This is a genomic window from Streptomyces sp. NPDC005931 (assembly GCF_042871235.1).
Classification (GTDB): Bacteria; Actinomycetota; Actinomycetes; order Streptomycetales; family Streptomycetaceae; genus Streptomyces.
This window is the reverse complement of record NZ_JBIAIG010000013.1, coordinates 87,068-105,495: the sequence shown is the minus strand read 5'-3', so window position 1 is coordinate 105,495 and position 18,428 is coordinate 87,068. Positions and strand designations below refer to the sequence as shown.

General features: G+C 75.0%; 15 protein-coding genes. 8 read left to right on the top strand and 7 right to left on the bottom strand.

Translation table 11 applies throughout. From position 1 onward, the window contains the following. Window positions 1–126 precede the first annotated feature (126 nt). On the top strand, window positions 127–1,902 hold the full coding sequence (locus tag ACFYOV_RS26475; protein WP_389091468.1) for a serine hydrolase: 1,776 nt from the start codon (window positions 127–129) through the stop codon (window positions 1,900–1,902). Between the two features lie 34 nt (window positions 1,903–1,936). On the opposite strand, the gene ACFYOV_RS26470 is transcribed toward ACFYOV_RS26475, so the two are convergent. The 3 genes from ACFYOV_RS26470 to ACFYOV_RS26460 all read right to left on the bottom strand — a co-directional run bounded on the left by ACFYOV_RS26470 (window position 1,937) and on the right by ACFYOV_RS26460 (window position 6,430). Then, window positions 1,937–3,508 (bottom strand): phytoene desaturase family protein, encoded by a 1,572-nt coding sequence (locus ACFYOV_RS26470; RefSeq protein ID WP_389091465.1) that lies wholly within the window; start codon window positions 3,506–3,508, stop codon window positions 1,937–1,939. Window positions 3,509–3,577: 69 nt separating this feature from the next. Beyond that, window positions 3,578–5,806: a tetratricopeptide repeat protein gene (locus tag ACFYOV_RS26465; protein WP_389091464.1), complete on the bottom strand. Its 2,229-nt coding sequence runs from the start codon at window positions 5,804–5,806 to the stop codon at window positions 3,578–3,580. Window positions 5,807–6,058: 252 nt separating this feature from the next. Continuing rightward, window positions 6,059–6,430, bottom strand: coding sequence for a ferredoxin (locus ACFYOV_RS26460; protein WP_389091462.1), 372 nt, complete (start codon window positions 6,428–6,430; stop codon window positions 6,059–6,061). A gap of 107 nt (window positions 6,431–6,537) precedes the next feature. On the opposite strand from ACFYOV_RS26460, the gene ACFYOV_RS26455 reads away from it, so the two are divergent. The 6 genes from ACFYOV_RS26455 (at window position 6,538) to ACFYOV_RS26430 (ending at window position 11,315) form a co-directional block, all read left to right on the top strand. Beyond that, window positions 6,538–6,918 carry a DUF6479 family protein gene (locus ACFYOV_RS26455; RefSeq protein WP_389091459.1) on the top strand — a complete coding sequence of 127 codons (381 nt, stop codon included), beginning with the start codon at window positions 6,538–6,540 and terminating at the stop codon, window positions 6,916–6,918. A 64-nt stretch (window positions 6,919–6,982) separates the two neighbouring features. Then, entirely contained in the window at window positions 6,983–7,336 is a 354-nt protein-coding gene (locus tag ACFYOV_RS26450; RefSeq protein WP_389091457.1) for a hypothetical protein, read from the top strand. Window positions 7,337–7,615: 279 nt separating this feature from the next. Continuing rightward, window positions 7,616–8,122, top strand: coding sequence for a SigE family RNA polymerase sigma factor (locus tag ACFYOV_RS26445; protein ID WP_389091455.1), 507 nt, complete (start codon window positions 7,616–7,618; stop codon window positions 8,120–8,122). 10 nt (window positions 8,123–8,132) lie between these two features. After that, window positions 8,133–8,624 (top strand): cellulase, encoded by a 492-nt coding sequence (locus ACFYOV_RS26440; protein ID WP_389091453.1) that lies wholly within the window; start codon window positions 8,133–8,135, stop codon window positions 8,622–8,624. 109 nt (window positions 8,625–8,733) lie between these two features. Further along, window positions 8,734–10,041, top strand: a complete 1,308-nt coding sequence (locus tag ACFYOV_RS26435) for a glycosyltransferase (protein WP_389091451.1) — start codon at window positions 8,734–8,736, stop codon at window positions 10,039–10,041. After that, on the top strand, window positions 10,041–11,315 hold the full coding sequence (locus ACFYOV_RS26430) for a hypothetical protein (RefSeq protein WP_389091449.1): 1,275 nt from the start codon (window positions 10,041–10,043) through the stop codon (window positions 11,313–11,315). The genes ACFYOV_RS26435 and ACFYOV_RS26430 overlap by 1 nt, the downstream gene beginning before the upstream one ends. Before the next feature lie 217 nt (window positions 11,316–11,532). Here the strand turns inward: ACFYOV_RS26430 and ACFYOV_RS26425 are convergent, their stop codons facing one another. Both ACFYOV_RS26425 and ACFYOV_RS26420 read right to left on the bottom strand, forming a co-directional pair. Beyond that, entirely contained in the window at window positions 11,533–14,430 is a 2,898-nt protein-coding gene (locus ACFYOV_RS26425) for a BTAD domain-containing putative transcriptional regulator (protein ID WP_389091447.1), read from the bottom strand. Window positions 14,431–14,776: 346 nt separating this feature from the next. Then, window positions 14,777–15,418 carry a hypothetical protein gene (locus ACFYOV_RS26420; protein ID WP_389091445.1) on the bottom strand — a complete coding sequence of 214 codons (642 nt, stop codon included), beginning with the start codon at window positions 15,416–15,418 and terminating at the stop codon, window positions 14,777–14,779. A gap of 290 nt (window positions 15,419–15,708) precedes the next feature. Here ACFYOV_RS26420 and ACFYOV_RS26415 point away from each other — a divergent pair, with 290 nt between their 5' ends. Continuing rightward, entirely contained in the window at window positions 15,709–17,178 is a 1,470-nt protein-coding gene (locus ACFYOV_RS26415; RefSeq protein WP_389091442.1) for a PQQ-binding-like beta-propeller repeat protein, read from the top strand. A gap of 70 nt (window positions 17,179–17,248) precedes the next feature. Here ACFYOV_RS26415 and ACFYOV_RS26410 read toward each other — a convergent pair whose 3' ends face one another. Next, complete coding sequence (locus ACFYOV_RS26410; protein WP_389091440.1) at window positions 17,249–17,809, bottom strand: TetR/AcrR family transcriptional regulator; 561 nt, start codon at window positions 17,807–17,809, stop codon at window positions 17,249–17,251. A gap of 10 nt (window positions 17,810–17,819) precedes the next feature. Further along, complete coding sequence (locus tag ACFYOV_RS26405) at window positions 17,820–18,404, bottom strand: sugar O-acetyltransferase (RefSeq protein ID WP_389091437.1); 585 nt, start codon at window positions 18,402–18,404, stop codon at window positions 17,820–17,822. Window positions 18,405–18,428: the final 24 nt, after the last annotated feature.

The following is an 18,428-nucleotide window of genomic DNA, read 5'->3' as shown; positions in this document are numbered from 1 at the left end:
ATGCGGTCCGTACGCGGAGGGCGCGCGCCCCATTGACACGCCGCACGCCTGACAGGAAAGTTTCATTCCGGCACGGAGATCCCGAAAGAATCCTTCAGACCGCGGGCCCCGACCCGGGAGGACTGCATGACGGACGAGGGAGCGAGAGGAATCACCCGGCGCCAACTGAACCGGGGCGCGGCGGCGTTGGGCGGAGGTTTCGCCTTCGCCTCGCTGCCGGTCGGCACGGCAGCGGCGGCCCCGCCGGGCAGTGGCCGCACGACGCTGCGGCACGGCTCCGCCGGGCGGGCCGGACTGCTTCCCGAGCACCTGCGTCACCTCGTCACCGACGCCGAGGCGTTCCTCGCTCCTTCGCCCCGGCGCCCCTGGTACGCGGGCGCCGTGCTGCTCGCCGGACGCGGCGGGACCGTGGCGCTGCACCGGCCCATCGGCATGGCGGTGCGCTACCGGGCGTACGACGAGCGGACCGACACGGGCATCGAGTTCCCCGCCGAGCAGCAGATCCCGATGGCCGAGGACACCGTGTTCGACCTGGCCTCGGTGTCCAAGCTGTTCACCTCGCTCCTGGCCGTGCAGCAGATCGAGCGGGGGGCGCTGGAGCTGGAGGGGAAGGTCGCGGCGCACCTCCCGGACTTCGGCCGCGCGGGCAAACAGGACATCACCATCCGCCAGCTGCTCACCCACACCTCGGGGCTCCGCGCCTGGCTCCCGCTGTACGACGCTCCGACGCACGAAGGGCGGCTGCGGCTCATCTGGGACGAGGCTCCGGTCACCGCACCGGGCACGGCGTACCTGTACTCCGACCTGAACCTGATCTCGCTGCAGCTGGTCCTGGAGGAGGTCACCGGCCGCACCCTGGACACCCTGCTGCACGAGGAGATCACCGGCCCGCTCGGCATGGAGGGCACGCGCTACAACCCGCCCCTGTCGTGGAGACCGAGGATCGCCGCCACCGAGGACGCCCGCAGACCGTGGTCGGGTCTCGACCGGGGCCTGGTGTGGGGCGAGGTGCACGACGAGAACGCCTGCAGCCTGGGCGGCGTCGCGGGCCACGCGGGGGTGTTCTCCTGTGCGTGGGACCTGGCCGTCCTCGGGCGGACGCTGCTCAACGGCGGGGCGTACGGCCGGGTACGGATCCTCGAACCCCGGTCCGTCGAACTGTTGTTCACCGACTTCAACACCGCCTTCCCCGGGGACGAGCACGGTCTGGGCTTCGAGCTGAACCAGCACTGGTACATGGGAGCGATGGCGACGCCGCGCAGCGCGGGCCACACCGGATTCACCGGAACGTCCCTGGTGCTCGATCCGACCACCGACTCGTTCCTGGTCCTGCTCGGCAACTCGGTGCACCCGGTGCGCAGTTGGCGATCGGGGTCCGCTCCGCGCGTGGCCGTCGCGAACCGGCTGGCCCGTGCGGTGCCGGTGCGTCCCGCGCGGGGCCGTACCGCGTGGTTCTCGGGGATGGCCGGTTCGGCCGACGCGACGCTGGAACTGCCCACGCTGGACACGTCGTCCGGCACCGCGCGCCTGCGCTGCGCCCTGTGGTGGGACACCGAGCCGCGCTCCGACGTGCTCGTGCTGGAGGCCACGGCGGACGGCGGAACGACCTGGCGGCCGGTGCCGTTCACCACGGCCCGCCGGGGCGCCGACCCCGAGGAGCACCCCTCGGGCACGGTCAGCGGTTTCTCGGGCCGGGTCTGGCACCGGCTGGCCGCCGCGCTGCCGGCCGCGCGGGACCTCGCCCTGCGCTGGCGGTACACGACGGACCGGCTGTACGTGGGGCGTGGTGCCTACGTCGACGCGGTGCGGGTCGAGACGGCCGGCGGTGTCCTCTTCGACGGGGCGCGCCCGGCGGACGCGGCGCGCGTGCGGGCGACGGGGTGGACCCGGGAGACCGGCTGAGCCGGTTCGGGGCGCCGTGGCGGTCGGGCGGGCGTCAGCCTCCCGCCGTCGTCTCCAGCACCGCCATGGCCGCGTTGTGGCCCGGTACTCCGCTCACACCGCCGCCGCGCACCGCGCCGGCGCCGCACAGCAGTACGTTGGCGTGCCGGGTCTCCACGCCCCAGCGGCCGGTGCCGTCCTGGGCGTGGGGCCAGGCGAGTGGACGGTGGAAGATGTTGCCGCCGGGCAGTCTCAGGTCGCGCTCCAGGTCAAGCGGGGACCGGGCCTCGATGCACGGTCGCCCGTCCGCGTCGGTGGCGAGGCAGTCGGCGAGCGGCTCGGCCAGATGGGCGTCCAACTGGGCGAGCGTCGAGACGAGGAGTTCCTCGCGCACGGCGTCGTTGTCCCGCTCGAACAACCGCGCCGGGGTGTGCAGGCCGAACAGGGTGAGTGTCTGGCAGCCCCGTGCGGCGAGGTGGGGGCCGAGGATCGTGGGGTCGGTCAGCGAGTGGCAGTAGATCTCGCAGGGCGGGGCGGCGGGCAGGTCACCGGCGGCGGCCTGGTCGTGAGCGGCGGCCAGTTGCTCGTAGCCCTCGGCGACGTGGAAGGTCCCGGCGAAGGCCTCGCGCGGGTCGACGGAGGCGTCGCGCAGCCGCGGCAGCCGCTCGAGCAGCATGTTCACCTTGAGCTGGGCGCCCTCGGCCGGTTCGGGGGGCGCGTCCCCGGTCAGCCTCGCCAGTTCCTGCGGGGAGGCGTTGACCAGGACGTGGCGGGCGACGGCGACGCCCTCGCCGTGGGCCGTGCGGTGGGTGACCTCGGCGGTGCGGCCGTCGGTGTCGACGCGTACCGCCTCGTGGCCCGTGGCGATGACGGCGCCGGCACGGCGCGCGGCGTCGGCGAGCGCGTCGGTGAGGGCGCCCATGCCGCCGACGGGCACGTCCCAGGCACCGGTGCCGCCGCCGATGACGTGGTAGAGGAAGCAGCGGTTCTGGACCAGCGAGGGGTCGTGGGCGTCGGCGAAGGTGCCGATGAGCGCGTCGGTGAGGACCACGCCCCGCACCAGGTCGTCGGTGAAGTGCCGCTCGACGGCGACGCCGATCGGCTCCTCGAACAGCATGCGCCAGGTGTCCTCGTCGTCGATGGTGCGGCGCAGTTCCTCCCGGGTGGGCAGCGGCTCGGTGAGCGTGGGGAAGACCCGTTCGGCGACGCGGCCGGTCCTGCCGTGGAAGCGCCGCCAGGCCCGGTACTCGCGGTCGGAGCCGGTGAGCCGGGCGAACGCCGCGCGGGTCCGCTGCTCGCCGCCGCCGACGAGCAGCCCGGTGGGCCGACCGTCGCGTTCGGTGGGCGTGTAGGAGGAGACGGTGCGGGCGCGCACCCGGAAGTCCAGCCCCAGGTCCCGCACGATCTTCGCGGGCAGCAGGCTGACCAGGTAGGAGTACCGCGACAGCCGGGCGTCGACGCCGGTGAACGGCCGGGTGGACACCGCCGCCCCGCCGGTGTGGTCCAGCCGCTCCAGCACCAGCACGGAGCGCCCGGCCCGGGCCAGGTAGGCGGCGGCGACCAGGCCGTTGTGGCCCGCGCCGACGATGACGGCGTCGTAGCTCCTGGATCCCTCGGGTGCGGTCATGGTTCTTGGGTAGCACGCGGTGATCCGGATCGGCCAGAGCGTGCACGGCGGGCCGGGCCGCCCGTGACGTCACGGACGTCCGGCGGCCCGCTGCTGCCGTTGTGCGGCCACTGTGCGGTACAGCTCGGCGGCCTCGGCTCCCCGGCCGAGCCGTTCCAGGCAGTGGGCCTCGTCGTCCCGGGCGGCGAGGGTGTCGGGGTGGCCGGCGCCGAGCACCCGCTCGCGGACCGCGGTGACCCGGCGGTACTCGGTCAGCGCGTCCGCCCAGCGGCCCAGCCGGCCCAGGCCGACGGCGACCTCGCGCCGGCTGACCAGGGTGTCCGGATGGTCGGCGCCGAGGACGCGTGCGCGCAGGACGCACACCTCACGGGACTCGGCCAGCGCCTCCTTCCAGCGGCCGAGCCTGCCGAGGTTGACGCCGGTCCCGTGCCGGGCGCGCAGCGTGTCGGGGTGGTCGTGGCCCTGGACCCGGGTGCGGTCCCGGACCAGTTCCCGGTAGAGCTCCAGGGCCTGCCCGGTGCGGCCCAGCCGGCCGAGGCCGATGCCGACCTCGTGGCGGGCGGCGAGGGTGTCGACGTGATCCGGTCCGAGCGCCCCGGTGCGGGCCTCGGCGACCTCGCGGTACCTCTCCAGGGCCTCCGTCCAGCGGCCCAGCCGGCCCAGGGCGTGGGCGACCTCGAAGCGGGTGACGAGGGTGTCGGGATGCTCGGGCCCGAGGACGCGGGCACGGGCGGCGGCCACCTGGCACGCCATGGCGTACGAGTCCTCCAGGCGGCCGAGCCTGCCGAGGTTGAAGGCGAGGTTGTGCCGGCAGCGCAGTGTGTCGGGATGGTCCGGCCCCATGGTGCGCTCCCGGGCGGCGAGCACCGACAGGTAGACCTGGTGCGCGTCGAAGGGGCGGCCCGACCGGGCGAGGGCGTACGCCATCTCCTGCCGGGCGGCCAGGGTGTCGGGGTGGTCCGCACCGAGCGTGCGGATGCGGGCCCCGGCCACCTGTTCGTACACGGCCAGCGCGTCGGCGGCGCGGCCGGTGCGGCTGAGGGTGAAGGCGACCTCGTAGCGGCTGGCGAGGGTGTCGGGGTGGTCCGGGCCGAGCAGGTGCTCGCGCCCGGCGGCCACCGCCCGGTGCACCTCCCCCGCCTCCGCCCAGCGGCCGAGCCTTCCCAGGCCGAGTCCCGCGTGGTGCCGCCCGGCCAGTGCGGTCAGTGCCTCGGGCGGCGGGGTGGGCCGCTCCCGTGGTGCGGGCTCCTCGCTCCGGCCGGTCGCGGGGCGCGCGATCCACTCCGCGGACAGGCCGGCCACGGGGCCGGGCGGCGCGGTGCCCACCGCGGTGCCGGCCGCCTCGTGCCCGGAGGTCATGCCGCGGGTCCAGGACGGCAGCCGGCGCGTCCGCTCAGCCGCGGCGGTGGACGGCGGGCGGGCCGCGGCCGCGGACACGGGTGCCGAGGGCGTCCGCAGCGCGGCGAGCCGGTCGGCCACCTCGCGGGCGTTGTCCGGACGTCGGCCGGGTTCCTTGGCCAGCAGGTCGAGGATGACCCGTTCCAGCGGCTCGGGCAGGTCCACGCGACGGCGGCGCGGGGGCGGGGGAGGTGTGTCCCGGTGGCCCAAAAGGATCGCCCAGGCGTCGTCGAGGTCGAACGGCGGTACACCGGTGGCCAGTTCGTACAGCACGCACCCGAAGGAGTACAGGTCGCTGCGCCGGTCGACCTCGTCGCCGCCGATCTGCTCCGGGGACATGTAGTGCGGGGTGCCCAGCGCGATGCCGGTGCCGGTCAGCCGTGAGGCGAAGCCGATGTCGTGGCCGAGGCGGGCGATGCCGAAGTCACAGATCTGCACGGTGCCGTCGTCGAGCCGCACGATGTTGGCGGGCTTCAGGTCCCGGTGGACCACCCCCTGGTCGTGGGTGTAGGCCAGGGCCGCGGCGACCTGCTCGGCGATCCCCACGACCTCGTCGACCGGCAGCGGATCGTGCTTGTTGTCCTCGAGGAGCCGGCTGAGGTTGCGGCCCCGGAGCAGCTCCATGACCAGGTACAGCACGCCGTCGGACTCGCCGAAGTCGTGCACCACCGTGATCCCGCGGTGCTGCAGGGCCGCCGCCACCCGGGCCTCACGGCGGAACCGCTCGCGCAGCACCCGGCCGGACGACTCGTCATGGTGCCGGCCGAGCGGCTTCAGGCGCTTCACCGCCACGTGCCGACCCAGCGACTCGTCGCGCGCCCGCCACACCTCTCCCATGCCGCCGCGCCCGATCGGATCCAGCAGCCGGTACCGGCCGTGGATCAGCCCGATGTCCCCCATCTCCCCCGCACGCCCCCGTCACTGTCCGCCGCGCCCTCCCCTGGCCCGTCCAGTATGGCGACATACCGCCCGCCTGGGTACGGTGCCGAGCGCGCCGCGGTGCCAACGCCGCGGGCTCGCCTGCGGACCCCTCCGGGCCGGTTCCCCGGCGGACGCGGGCACGCCGGTGCGCGAACGCGGGCACGCCGGTGCACGGGCGCTGCGCGGGCGCGGGCGTACCCGTGCACCGCCCGGCACGCACCGCGGCGTCCGTCAGTTCAGCGTGGCGAGGAACTCCGTGCAGGCCTTCGCGCACTCACGGCACGCCTCGGCCGTGCGCTCCGCGTCCGGCTGGGTGTCGAAGACCTGCGCGCCCTCCAGGCACACCTGCCGGCACCACTCCACCTGGACGCGGATCGTCGCCTCGTCCACCTGATTCTGCTCGGACAGCACTCGGCAGGTCGCGTCGCAGACCTCCGCGCACATGATGCCCTTGCGCCGTACGAGTTCCTGTTGCTCTCCGCCGTCGGGGTCCACGAGGCTCGCGCGGAGCGCGCAGGCACGCGCACACTCGGTGCACGCCTGGGCGCAGGCGAAGCGGTCCTCGAGGAACCGGAACAGCTCCTCCTGGGATGTCGTCGTCACACCGCGCGGGTAGCCCCGGCCCCGCGCGGTCAAACCCGCCGTCGCCGGTGCTCGTCACGCCCTGCGGCGAGTCGGTTCATCGGGGGGACCGGGGGTACCCGCGACCCATGACCAATACCTCTTGGATGGAGACGGCCGACCTCGCCGCGAGCCGGGGCGGCGTCGGTATCGGGCTCGTGGTGGCGGGTCTCGTGGTCGTGGCGCTGCTGATCGGCGCCTTCGCGCTCGGCAGCCGGCGCGTCAGGCGGCGGGACTCACGGCGGCCACGCCCCGAGGAGCAGCCCCGGATGCCCGAGGGCGGCCCGGTCCGCGAGGTCCGGGAGCAGCGGGAGGCCGACGAGGTGCCCAGAAGCGACCACCGTCTGACGCCGCACGAGCTGAAGGGCCACGGCAACGCCGGGACCCGCACCGGCGCCTCGCAGGAGCGCCCCCGCTGGGACGAGGGCAGCAGCGGCTCCTTCGGCAGCGGCGGGCCGGGCAGCCGCTGACCCGGGCGCGCCGGCGGACGTCCGGCGGGCCCCGCAGACGTCGTAACACAGGGAAGTGAGAACCATGGCCGATCCTGCCCGCAACACCCTGCCGCTGCCCGACTACGACCATCTGCCGCTGGGCGGCCTGGAGAGCCGGGTGCGGTCGCTGTCCGCGGAGGAGGTCGAGGAACTGCTGGCGTACGAGCGCTCGCACGCCGACCGCCTCCCGGTGACCGAGGTGCTGACGGCGCGGCTGGAGCAGCTGCGGTCGGGTGCCGAGCCCACGTCCGGCGACCCCGGCGCCGTGCGGCCCGAACAGGGCGAGGGCCACGGCGGCTCGCCCGTCTCGCCCGCCACCTCCCCCCAACCGTTCAGCCCGCCGCCGCACGGCACCCCGGACCAACGGGGCAAGCCGAAGGGCGACCGCCGCACCTAGGGGCCGTCGTTCGGCTCAGGACGCAGGGATGACGGTGCCGGCCCCGAACGGAGCCGGCACCACCACCGACCCCGCTCGCGGGTCCTTCCGGGGCGGGTCACGAGCCCACCGTCGCGCCGTCGCGCGTGAGGGGTTCGTGACCCGCCCTTCGGCATGCCCGCGCGGCCTCCCGGCGCGGGTGAGGTGGATCACAGGGCCGGACCGCATCGTGGGGGGTGGTCCAGCGTCTTTCTCCCAGTGCAAGGGGAGCACGGACGCGGGGCGGTGACAGCGGTGGGAATGGAGCGGTTTCGGGCCGACGGCTTCGACGAGTTCGTGGCCGCGCGCTGGCCGGCGCTGCTCCATGTCGCGCGCCTCCTCACCGGCGGCGACCGGCAGCGTGCCGAGGATCTGGTGCAGGAGGCCCTGGTGAAGCTGTGGTTCGCCTGGCCGAAGGTCGCCGAGCAGGCACCGGAGGCGTACGTCCGGCGGGTGCTCGTGCGGTTGGCGGCCCGTTCGGCACGGCGGCGCTGGTGGGGTGAGCGGCCGGTGGGTGAACTGCCCGACCGGCCGGAGCCCGGCGACGTCTCGTCGGTCGTCGCCGAACGCTCGCGGCTGGAGGCCGCGCTGGCCCTGCTGTCGCCGCGGCAGCGGGCGGCGGTGGTGCTGCGCTACTGCGAGGACCTGCCCGAGGCGCAGGTGGCGCAGGCACTGGGCTGTCCGGTGGGCACCGCACGGTCGCACGCGTCGCGCGGTGTGGCGCGGCTGCGGCAGATCCTGTCCGACGCCGTCAGGCCGGTGGGGTGAGGGAGAGGCGATGGACGACTTCGAGCGGGAACTGGCGCGCATGATGCGCGACGGCCGTCAGCAGGCCGCCTTCGAGTCCCGTCACCGGGCGCGCCTGTACGAGGGTGTCCGCGCCCGGCACCGGGCACGGGCGCTCTGGCGGGCCGGCGGTTCGGCGCTCGCGGTGGCCGGGATCAGCGTGGGGCTCGCCCTGCTGCCCGGTCCTGGGGCCGGGTCCGGGCCCGGGCCCGCCGATCACCTGCCGGCGCCGGCGGCCAGCCCGACGGAACGCGCCGTCCCGCCGGCCACCGGGCCGGCCCCGAGCCGCGGTCCGAGCACGTCGCCTCCCCCGTCGGCCCCCTCGACGACGCCACCGGTCACCTCCATGACACCGTCGGCCCCCGCCACGACGCCCGGCAGCGCCACCACGGCGCCCGCGCGCGGCGGAACCGGGACGTCCGCCCCGCCCTCCGCCACGGTTCCCGAGCACGGGAGAACCACGACGGCGCCCGCGAGCGACTAGGAGGCAGGGACCCGGACCGCTCAGCACCGAAATGCCACAGGTACCGTCTGGATGTTCCGCACCAGGAGGTCGTCCATGTCGTCCGCCGGAAAGAGACCGTGACCCAGCCATGAGAACCGTGAGGCGGTCGACACCGCTCGACCGCCACATACCCGCCCCGTCCCCGCCCGCCTCCGCGTCACTCGCCGCCCTGCCGAGTCGCGCGCCGCTGCCCGCGCACCACCCGGAGCCCGTGCTGGACGTGGTCGTCCCCGTGTACAACGAGGAGAACGACCTCGAACCGTGCGTCCGGCGGCTGCACGCGCATCTCGCGGAGACCTTCCCGTACCCCTTCCGCATCACCATCGCCGACAACGCCAGCACCGACCGCACTCCGCGGATCGCCGCGCGCCTGGTCGGGGAGCTGCCGGGGACGGACTGGATACGGCTGGACGAGAAGGGCCGCGGCCGGGCGCTGCACACGGCCTGGTCCCGGTCCACCGCCCCCGTGCTCGCGTATCTGGACGTGGATCTGTCCACCGACCTCGCGGCGCTCCTGCCGCTGGTGGCGCCACTGATCTCCGGGCACTCGGACATCGCGATCGGCACCCGGCTGGCCCGTGGTTCGCGCGTGGTCCGCGGCACGAAGCGGGAGCTCATCTCCCGCTGCTACAACGGGCTGCTGCGCGGCACCCTCGCCGTGGGGTTCTCCGACGCGCAGTGCGGGTTCAAGGCGGTGCGGCGGGACGTGGCCGAGCGGCTGCTGCCGCTGGTGCAGGACCGGGAATGGTTCTTCGACACCGAACTGCTGGTGATCGCCGAGCGGGCCGGGCTGCGCATCCACGAGGTTCCGGTCGACTGGGTGGACGACCCCGACAGCCGTGTCGACATCCTCGCCACGGCGCTCGCGGACCTCCGGGGCATCGTCCGGCTGGGGCGCGCCCTGGCCTGCGGCCGGCTGCCACTGACCGCGCTGCGCCGCCCCACCGACCTGGACCGGACCGCGGACCTGCCGCCCCGTCTGGTGAGCCAGCTGATGCGGTTCGCGGCGGTGGGTGTCGCCAGCACCGTCTGCTACCTGCTGCTCTACGCGGCCCTGCGGCCCACGGCCGGAGCCCAGGCCGCGAATGCCTTCGCCCTGCTGGCCAGCGCGGTCGCCAACACCGCCGCGAACCGCAGGCTCACCTTCGGGGTGCGGGGACGCGGCGGCATGCTGCGGCACCAGCTCAAGGGCCTGGCGGCCTTCCTGGTCGGTCTCACCCTCACCAGCGGCTCGCTGGTGGTTCTGCACCGCACCGCTCCGGACGCGAACCCGCAGGTGGAGGTGGTCGTGCTGGTGCTCGCCAACCTGGCGGCCACGCTGCTGCGCTTCCTGCTGTTCCGGGCCTGGGTGTTCCCCGGCCGACGCTCCCGCCGTACGACAGGACCCTCCGACTGATGAGCACCGTTCGGACCGACCCGGACGATCTGACCCCGCCGCCCCCCGCCGCGCCCGCGGACCCGCTTCCGGCGGAGCCGGCTCACCGGGAGCGGCTGCGCCGCGCCGCCGCGCACTGGGGCCCCGTCCTCGCGACGTACGGGGTCCTGAAGCTGGCGGGCTTCGCCGTCTTCATGTATCTGCTGGACTCGGCGGGCGACTTCCGCGACAAGCACCTGCGCTTCGGCGGCGGCGAGCATCCCTGGGACGTCCTCGGCAGCTGGGACGGCTGGTGGTACCAGCAGATCGTCCTCAACGGCTACGACCCCGCGCTGGAGCCGGTCCCCGGCGCCACGGGCATGATCACCCTCAAGGGGAACTCGGCGGCGTTCTTCCCGCTCTACCCGGCCCTGATGCGGCTGGTGTGCGACGTGACGGGGCTCGGTCCGTACGGGGCCGGGATGACCGTCTCCGTCGTCTGCTCGTTCGTCGCGGCGCTCGGGATCTACGCCGTGACGGCCCACCTGGGCGGGCGCCGGGCCGGTCTGATCGCCGCCGGCCTGTGGGCGGTGTGGCCCGGCTCCGGCGCGGAGTGGGCGGTGTACTCGGAGTCCGTGTACACGGCTCTCGCCGCCTGGGCCTGCTACGCCGTCATGACGCGCCGCTGGCTCACCGCGGGAGTGCTGACGTTCACCGCCGGGCTCGCCCGGCCCACCGCCGTCACCCTGGTCGCCGCCATCGCCGTCGCCGGGCTCCTCGCGGTGCTCCGCCGCGAGGAGAAGCTGCGCAGGCCGCTGTTCGCGGTGGCCGTCGCGCCGCTGGGCGCCGTCGGCTACCTCGCCTGGGTCGGCTACCGCATGGGCGACTGGGGCGGCTACAACAAGCTCCAGGACAAGGCGTGGGCCCACAAGTTCGACTGGGGCCGGCACAGCCTGGACGTGCTCACCTCGGTCCCGGTGGGCCACTTCGACTACCACTTCGCGATGCCCGTCGAGGACGTCATCGGTGTCGGGGTGGTGTTGCTGGTTCCGGTACTGACGGTGGTGCTCGCCCAGCTGCGCCCGCCGGCCGTGCTGGTGGTGTACACGGTGCTGTCCTACCTGATGGTGATGGGCACCCAGCAGTACTTCGGCAACGTCTCGCGCTACCTGCTGCCGCTGTTCCCGCTGTTCGTCCCCGTCGCCCTGGGACTGCGCCGGCTGCGCCTGCCCGCGCTGATCACGGTGCTGGGCACGGCGGCCCTGGCCTCCGGGTCGTACGCGGGGTACGTCCTGTTCGAGCTGGGCGTGCCGTAGGGCGCGGGCGCGGGCCCCTCGGGTCCGCGCGGTCGCCGGGCGGTGACCGGAGTCCATGGGGCCTTGGCCGGCCGTGCGCCGTGCGCCAGGGGCGACGCCCCGGTGCGGTCGTCACCGTCACCCCGCTGGGTGATCGACTCCCTTCCTTCTCCCCCATGTCCGGGGCGCGTTCCGGCTGGCCACCGGGTCGCCGCGCCCCCGGGCGGCGACGCGTGCCCTACAGGTCGGCGGGCGAGGAGCTGTCCCGGTGGGACCGGCGGTCCGCTCCCGCGGCGTCGTACTCCCCGCGGTCGGCCGCCGGCCCGGCCAGCAGGGCCGTCACCTCGGCCGGCGTCATCCGTCCGCCCCGCTCCAGGCAGCGGGCCAGCTCGCGCGCCGGCAGGGCCTCACGGACCTGGGCGCTCTGCCGGGCGCCGTCCACCGGGTCCATGAGCATCGGCGAGAAGCCCACCCGCGCGGCGCGCGACTCCACGACCCCGAGGAGCAGCGCCCCCTCCTCGGCCTGCCCGGCCAGCGCCAGGGCGGCGGCGGTCGTGTGGGCGATGACCAGCCACCCGGTGACGTCCTGGTCCTCCTCCAGGTCCCGCAGGGTCGCGAGGCCCGTCGTGAGCGCCTGCCGGACCCGGCCCAGGTCGAGGTCGCTCTTCATGACCAGCCAGGACGACGAGGCCTGCACGAAGCGGTGCCCGCAGGCGACGGCCAGGGTGAGGGAGTGGGTCAGCACCTCGCGGGCGCGCTCGCCCTCCCCGTCGATGCGCAGCAGCATGCCGAGGACCATGAGGGCCTCGGCCTCCAGCCAGGGCTCCCCCGAGATACGGGCCAGCTCCACCGCGGCCTCGGCCCGCCGCGCGGTGCCCGGCGTGCCGCCCATTCCCTCGAACAGTGCCCGGTAGGACAGCCCCTGCGCCTCGATCACCGTGTCGCCCGCGTCGCGGGCGTGCCGGGCGGCGTCCGTCGCCGCCCGCGCGGCCGTGGCGAAGTCCCCCTTGAGGTAGTTCAGCGCGCTCGTCGCGATCAGCGCGCGCGCCCGCGGGCCTGGCATGCCCTCCGGGGTGAGTTCGAGGGCGGCGCTCAGCCAGCCGAGCCCTTCGGCGACATGGCCGCTGCGGTACCAGAACCGCATGAGCGCGCCGCCGAGCTGGAGTGCGTAGGCACCGTCGCGGGCCAGCAGCGCCGAGGTGAACGCCACCCGGATCTCCGGCTGGTCGCGCGTGGTCTGCTCGGTGGCGCGGGCCGCGTGCGGGCCTTCCATCCAGCGTGCGGCCGCCGCGGCGCGGGCCAGCACCCAGGAGCGGTGCGCGGCCTGGGCGGCGGCGAGGTCGGCGGGGTCGGCCTGCTTGCGGCCGTACTCCTTGAGCGTCTCCAGCATCCGGTAGCGGCGCGGGGTGGTGCCGGTCTCCGCGGTGACCAGGGACTTGCGTACCAGGGCGGCCAGCTCGGCGAGGACCGGGCCGCCGCAGACGGCGGTGGCGGCGTCCAGGTCGAAGGAGCCCGCGAACACGCTGAGGCGGTGGAAGGTCTCCCGCTCCGGGCGCTCCAGCATCCGGTAGCTCCACTCCATCGCGGCCCGCAGCGCGCGGTGCCGCGCCGGCCCGGTCCCCGGGCCGCCCACCAGCACGGAGAACCGGTCGTTCAGGGCCCTGGAGATCTGCTCGACCGACAGCATCCGGCACTGCGCGGCGGCCAGTTCGATGGCCAGGGGCAGGCCGTCGAGCTCCTCGCAGATCCGCTCGGCCGTCTCCACGTCGCTCTCCTCGGGCACCCAGCCCGGCGCGACGGCGCGGGCCCTGGCCAGGAAGAGCTCGCCGCCCGCCCCGGCGGTCAGCGGCGGCACCTCGTAGACCGCCTCACCCGTGATGCCCAGCGGCTCCCGGCTGGTGACGAGCACCCGCAGCCCGCCGCACCGGGAGAGCAACTGCGCGACGATCCCGGCCGTGGCCGGGAGCAGATGCTCGCAGTTGTCGAGGACCAGGAGCGTCCTGCGCTCGCCCAGCACCGCCGCCAGGCGGGCCGCGCTCGCCCCGTCGCGGATGCCGAGCGCGTCGGCGATACTCACGGCGACCAGCTGTGGATCGGGCTCCTCCAGATCCGCCAGTTCCACCAGCCAGGGCCCGTCCTCGTCGGTGCGCGCATGCGCCACCTCCAGCATCAGCCGGGTCTTTCCGATACCGCCCGGGCCGGTCAGCGTCACCAGCCGGTGCTCCTCGAGCAGCACGGCGACACGCTCGCGTTCGTCCTCGCGCCCGACGAGTCCGGTCAGCGCGAACGGCAGGTTGCGGCCCCGCGGGAGGCCCGCCGCGGCGGTCCCGTACGTGAGGTCGCCGTCCGTGGTGGGGACGGGCGGAGCGGCGGTGTCGTCCTGGGCCAGCACCGCCGCCTCCAGCCGGCGCAGCGAGGGGCCGGGGTCGATGCCCAGCTCCTCGGCGAGCGTGCGGCGGGCGGTGCGCAGGGCCGCCAGGGCGTCGCCCTGACGGCCCGACCGGTACAGGGCCAGGGTGAGCAGTTCCCAGCCGCGCTCGCTCAGGGGCTCCTCGGTGGTGTGTTTCTCCAGGTCGCCGATGAGCGCGGCATGCCGTCCGCGGGCGAGTTCCGCGGCGAACAGGCTCTCCTGGGCGGACAGGCGCAGGCCGTGCAGCCGGGCACTCTCGGGTGCCGCGAAGGCGTGCCCCTCGAACTCGGCGTAGGCCGGTCCCCGCCACAGGGCCAGGGCCTCGCCCAGCGCGGTGGCGGCCCGTTCGGCGTCACCGCCGCGCAGCAGCTCCTCGCCGCGCGCCGCCAGCACGGTGAAGTGCTCCGCGTCCAGGGCCTCCCGGCTGATCCGCAGGGCGTAGCCGATGTGCTCGCGTACCAGGACGCCCGCGGTCTGTCCGGCCTCGCGGCCGGGCTCCAGTGCCCTGCGCAGCGCGGCGACGTAGGAGTGCAGGGTGGCGGGGGAAGGGGGGCGCCGCTCGTCCCAGGCCTGGGCGATCAGCGCCTCCTGGGTGACCAGCCGGCCGCGCGCCGCCACCAGCACGGCGAGCACCGCACGCTGCCGCGGTCCGCCGAGTGCCACGTCCCGGCCGTCCACCGTGGCCGTCATGGGGCCCAGAACACCGATGCGGAGCCCTTCTGACATGCCCCACCCCCTCTCATGGCAGGCAAGCGTGCCAGACCAGTCGTATACGCCGGAAACGGCGTCGCTATCCGGACACGCACGGAGGCGGGAGGGTGGTTCCCCCTGTTCAGGCTCGCTTCGGGGTACAGAGACGGGGGCACGGCCGGGAGTTCGCTGGGAACCGGCTGGGAAGTGGACCTTCCGTTTCCGGCGGTGCTTCCCAGCGTTCTCCCAGAGCGCGCCCGCATCCTCGGGGCACGGCACGCGGCGCCGCACCTCGAGCCCCAGGGGGAAGCTCGGGGTGCGGCGCCGCTGTCCCAGTGGGCTTCCCGGCGCCGCGCGGGGGGCGGCGCCGGGAAGCGCCGGCTCACTTCTCCAGGTCGGCCCGCATCGCGACGAACAGTTCCGACGCCTTCGGCAGGGTGCTGTTCGGGAAGTGGGCCACGCCGGCGGTGGAGTCGTCGGCCCAGCCGCAGACGACGTCGCCGTCCTCGGCGAGCGAGGCCAGCATGCACTCGACGGAGCCGCCCAGCGGGCCCGCGTCGTCGACCGGCTGGGCCTCGGGCCGGCCCAGCTCGTAGTCCCACTCGATGTGCTCGAGCATGCCCCGCCAGAGGTGTTCGCGCCGCTCGGTGGTCTCCTCCGGCACGTTGTCCACCGCGACGACGAGAACGGGGTCCCCGCCGGCGAGCGCGTAGTTGTTCATCACCAGGTTCATGCCGTCCCGCATCTCGCCCGGGTCGATGACCACGTCGCTCGGCGCCCCCGCGCCGGTCGCCCTGGACAGGCCGCCCGCCGTCGCCGCGTCGACCACGCGCCGCCCGGCCGCGTCGGGGATCGGGTCGCTCTCTCCGGTCTCCGCGGGCTCGGCGCTCGCGGTCGACTCCGCGACGGACGCGGAGCCGGACGGGGCGACGGGAACGCCCTCGACGTCGTCGGTCCGGCACCCGCTCAGAAGAACGAGGCCGAGCACGGCCGCCGTCAGGGCGGTGGAACGCTGAACGCGCATGAAAAGGGCTCCCCCTGAGGACCGGCGGTCCGCCGCCGGTCGGATCGACACGGGGCGGCGGTGCTCATGGAGAGGCCGCCGCCACCCGGGTGACGAAGCGTCAACTCGTGCGGCACCGGCCGCCTTCTGGAGCGACCGTCCCACCGGTGGCTGGAAATCACCTGGGAACCGGCTGGGACCTCGCTCCCAGCTCGCTGCCGGTGTCCTCGGCCAGGCTGTGCGGGCGGGGGCCGCCACGGCCGGGTCCGGTACGAGCCGGCCGCGCGACGCCGTGAGGAGAGACGGGGCTCGTGGAAGAGGGGGATGTCATGGAGGCACGGGTGCGCGGAGGCCGCCTTCGGCGGGTGGCGACGGCCTCGGCCGGTCTGCTGGTCGCCCTGACGGGGTGCACGACGCGGAAGCCGCCCGCGGCGGCGCTCGACTGCGCGGGTGCCGCCGCGGTGGACGTGCCGGCCGCCCGCACCGGTCTGCCCCCTCGGGCGGCGCCGGGGCTGCGGGAGCGGCCCCGCTCGGTCGCGGCGCTGCCGGGCGGGCCGTCCCTGGTGCTCCCCGGCGCCGGTGGCGGGGCACCGCGCGTGTACCGGGTGGATCCCGAGGGCGACCTCGTGTCCGGCCGGCTGGAGGGCGACGGTGTCGCGCGGCGGTGGCGCACTCCGCTCGGTGCGGCGTTCCGTCCGGCGGAGGCGCTCGTCACCCTCTCCACCCCGGCGGGCGACGACGGTCCGCTGCTCGCGGCCGCCCACCACCAGCATGGGAAGGACCGCCGCTCGGAGTTCCGGCTGCTGTCGGGCGCGGGCGAGGAAATGCTGCGCTGCACCTGGCGCCCCTACGACGCGGCCGAGCACGTCGAGCTGTCTGCAGACGGCAGGGTGCTCGTCGCCACGCGCACCACGAAGAAGCCACGGGTGAACGGCTCGTCGGCCGTCGCGGACCGCCATGTCGAGATCTTCTCCACGGCCACCGGGGAGCGGCTGGTCCGTGCGCGCGCCACCGACCACGCGCGGGACGGCGCCCGCGTCTACGGGCGGCTGGGGTCGGAGGTGTTCGCGTACGAGGCGGGCAGCGGCCGGGAGGTGTGGCGCACCGACACCGGGACCTCTCTCGGGGACCCCCGCAAGGGGGTGTCCGAGCCGCTGTTCCCGGCCGGGGACCTGCTTCTCGTCCAGGCGGCGGACGGCACCGTGACGGCGCTGGACACGGCCACCGGCGAACGGCTCTGGCGGGGCGGGCTCCCCGGCCGGGTGCAGTCGGTCCACCCGCTGGGAGAGGGCCGGACCCTCGTGCACCACCGGGGCGGACTGGCCTTCACCGGCCCGCGCGGCATCGAGCGGACCCGGCCGGTCCCGGCGGCCGCGGACGGGGCACGCCAGAAGCTCGAGCACGTCGTCCGCGCCGCCGACGGCGTCATGGCCGCGGTGGTGGAGGACGACGACCGTTCCGGTCGCGTCCTCACGGTCTGGGGCGACACACCGGCACTGGCCGACGCCCCGCTGCGGATCACGTTGCCGGCCCCGCACGTCCAGGCGGTGCTCACCGACACGGTCGCCCATGTGCTGCCGTGGGTGCCGGACGGCGAGCAGGCGACGCTGTACGCGTACGACCTCACCGCCGGGGGCCGCGCGCTGTGGCGGGCCGACGTCCCCAGCCGGCTGCACATTGAGGACTCCCCGGGCCCCGACGCGTCCCTCCATCCGTACGCCGGGGGCCTGCTGGGCCTGGACCGTAGTGCCGCGGGGTGGGTGCTGCGCCCGGGGACGTGACCCCGGCACCGGGGTGCCGGGCGGGCGATGCCCGTGCGGCACGGGGGTCAGGCCCATGCCGCACGGGCGGCTAGGAGTCCCGCCGGCGGCCGGGCGCCGTGATGCGGGAGACGGCCTCCACGGTCAGGGACCGCGCGTGGGGCTCGGCGGCCAGTGCCCGGTGCAGGGTCAGGCCCTCGATGAGGGCGTCGAGCTGGCGGGCCGTGTCCGGGTCGAAGTGCCTCTCGAGGTGCACGCGGCTGCGGCGCATCCACTCGTGGGTGAGGTCACGGAAGGCCGGCCGGCGGGCGGCGAGCGTGTACAGCTCCTGGGTGAGCACGAGGTCGCGCCGGCTTCCCTCGGAGAGGCTGTGGACCAGGTCGACCACCGCTTCCCGCGCCTGTTCGGCGTCGACCGGAGCGGACAGGCGCTCGTCGAACACCGCGACGATGTGATCGGTGAACCGGCGGAACGCCTCGTGCAGCAGTGCGTCGATGCCGTCGAAGTGGTAGGTCATCGACCCCAGGGGAACCCCGGCCCGCGCCGCGATCCTGCGGTGCGAGACCCGGGCGATGCCCTCCTCGGCGATCAGGTCGAGGGTCGAGGCGATGATGCGGTCCCGGCGCTCGGGGTCCGTGTGTCCCGTGGCCACGTCCGTGGCCTCACAGACTCCGCACCGGGCGGGCGGGGTTGCCCACGGCGACCACGTTCGCGGGGATGTCACGGGTGACGACGGCGCCGGCACCGATGACGGAGTTGTCGCCGATGGTCACGCCGGGCAGCACGATCGCGCCGCCGCCGAGCCACACGTTGTCACCGATGGTGATCGGCCGGGCGGCCTCCAGTTTGTCGCGACGGGGCTGCGGCTCCAGGGGGTGGGTGGGCGTGAGCAGCTGGACGCCCGGGCCGATCTGGCAGTCCGCGCCGATGGTGATCGCCGCGACGTCCAACGCGGTGAGGTTGTAGTTGACGAAGGTGCGCGCCCCGATGGTGATGTTGCTGCCGTAGTCGACGTACAGCGGCGGCCGCACGTGCGCCTCCTCCCCCAGCGAGCCGAGGAGTCCGGCGAGGAGCGGCCGGGCGGCGTCGGCGTCCTCGGCGTAGGCGGCCTGGTAGCGGGCGGCCAGACGCACCGCCTCCTGCTGCCTGCGGGCGATCTCGGGGTCGTCGGCGATGTAGAGATCGCCCGCCTCCATGCGCTCGAGGTTGGTGCGGGGGTCCTGCGCGAAGTGGTCCGTCGTCGGCATGCGTACGATCGTACACCCGAAGCG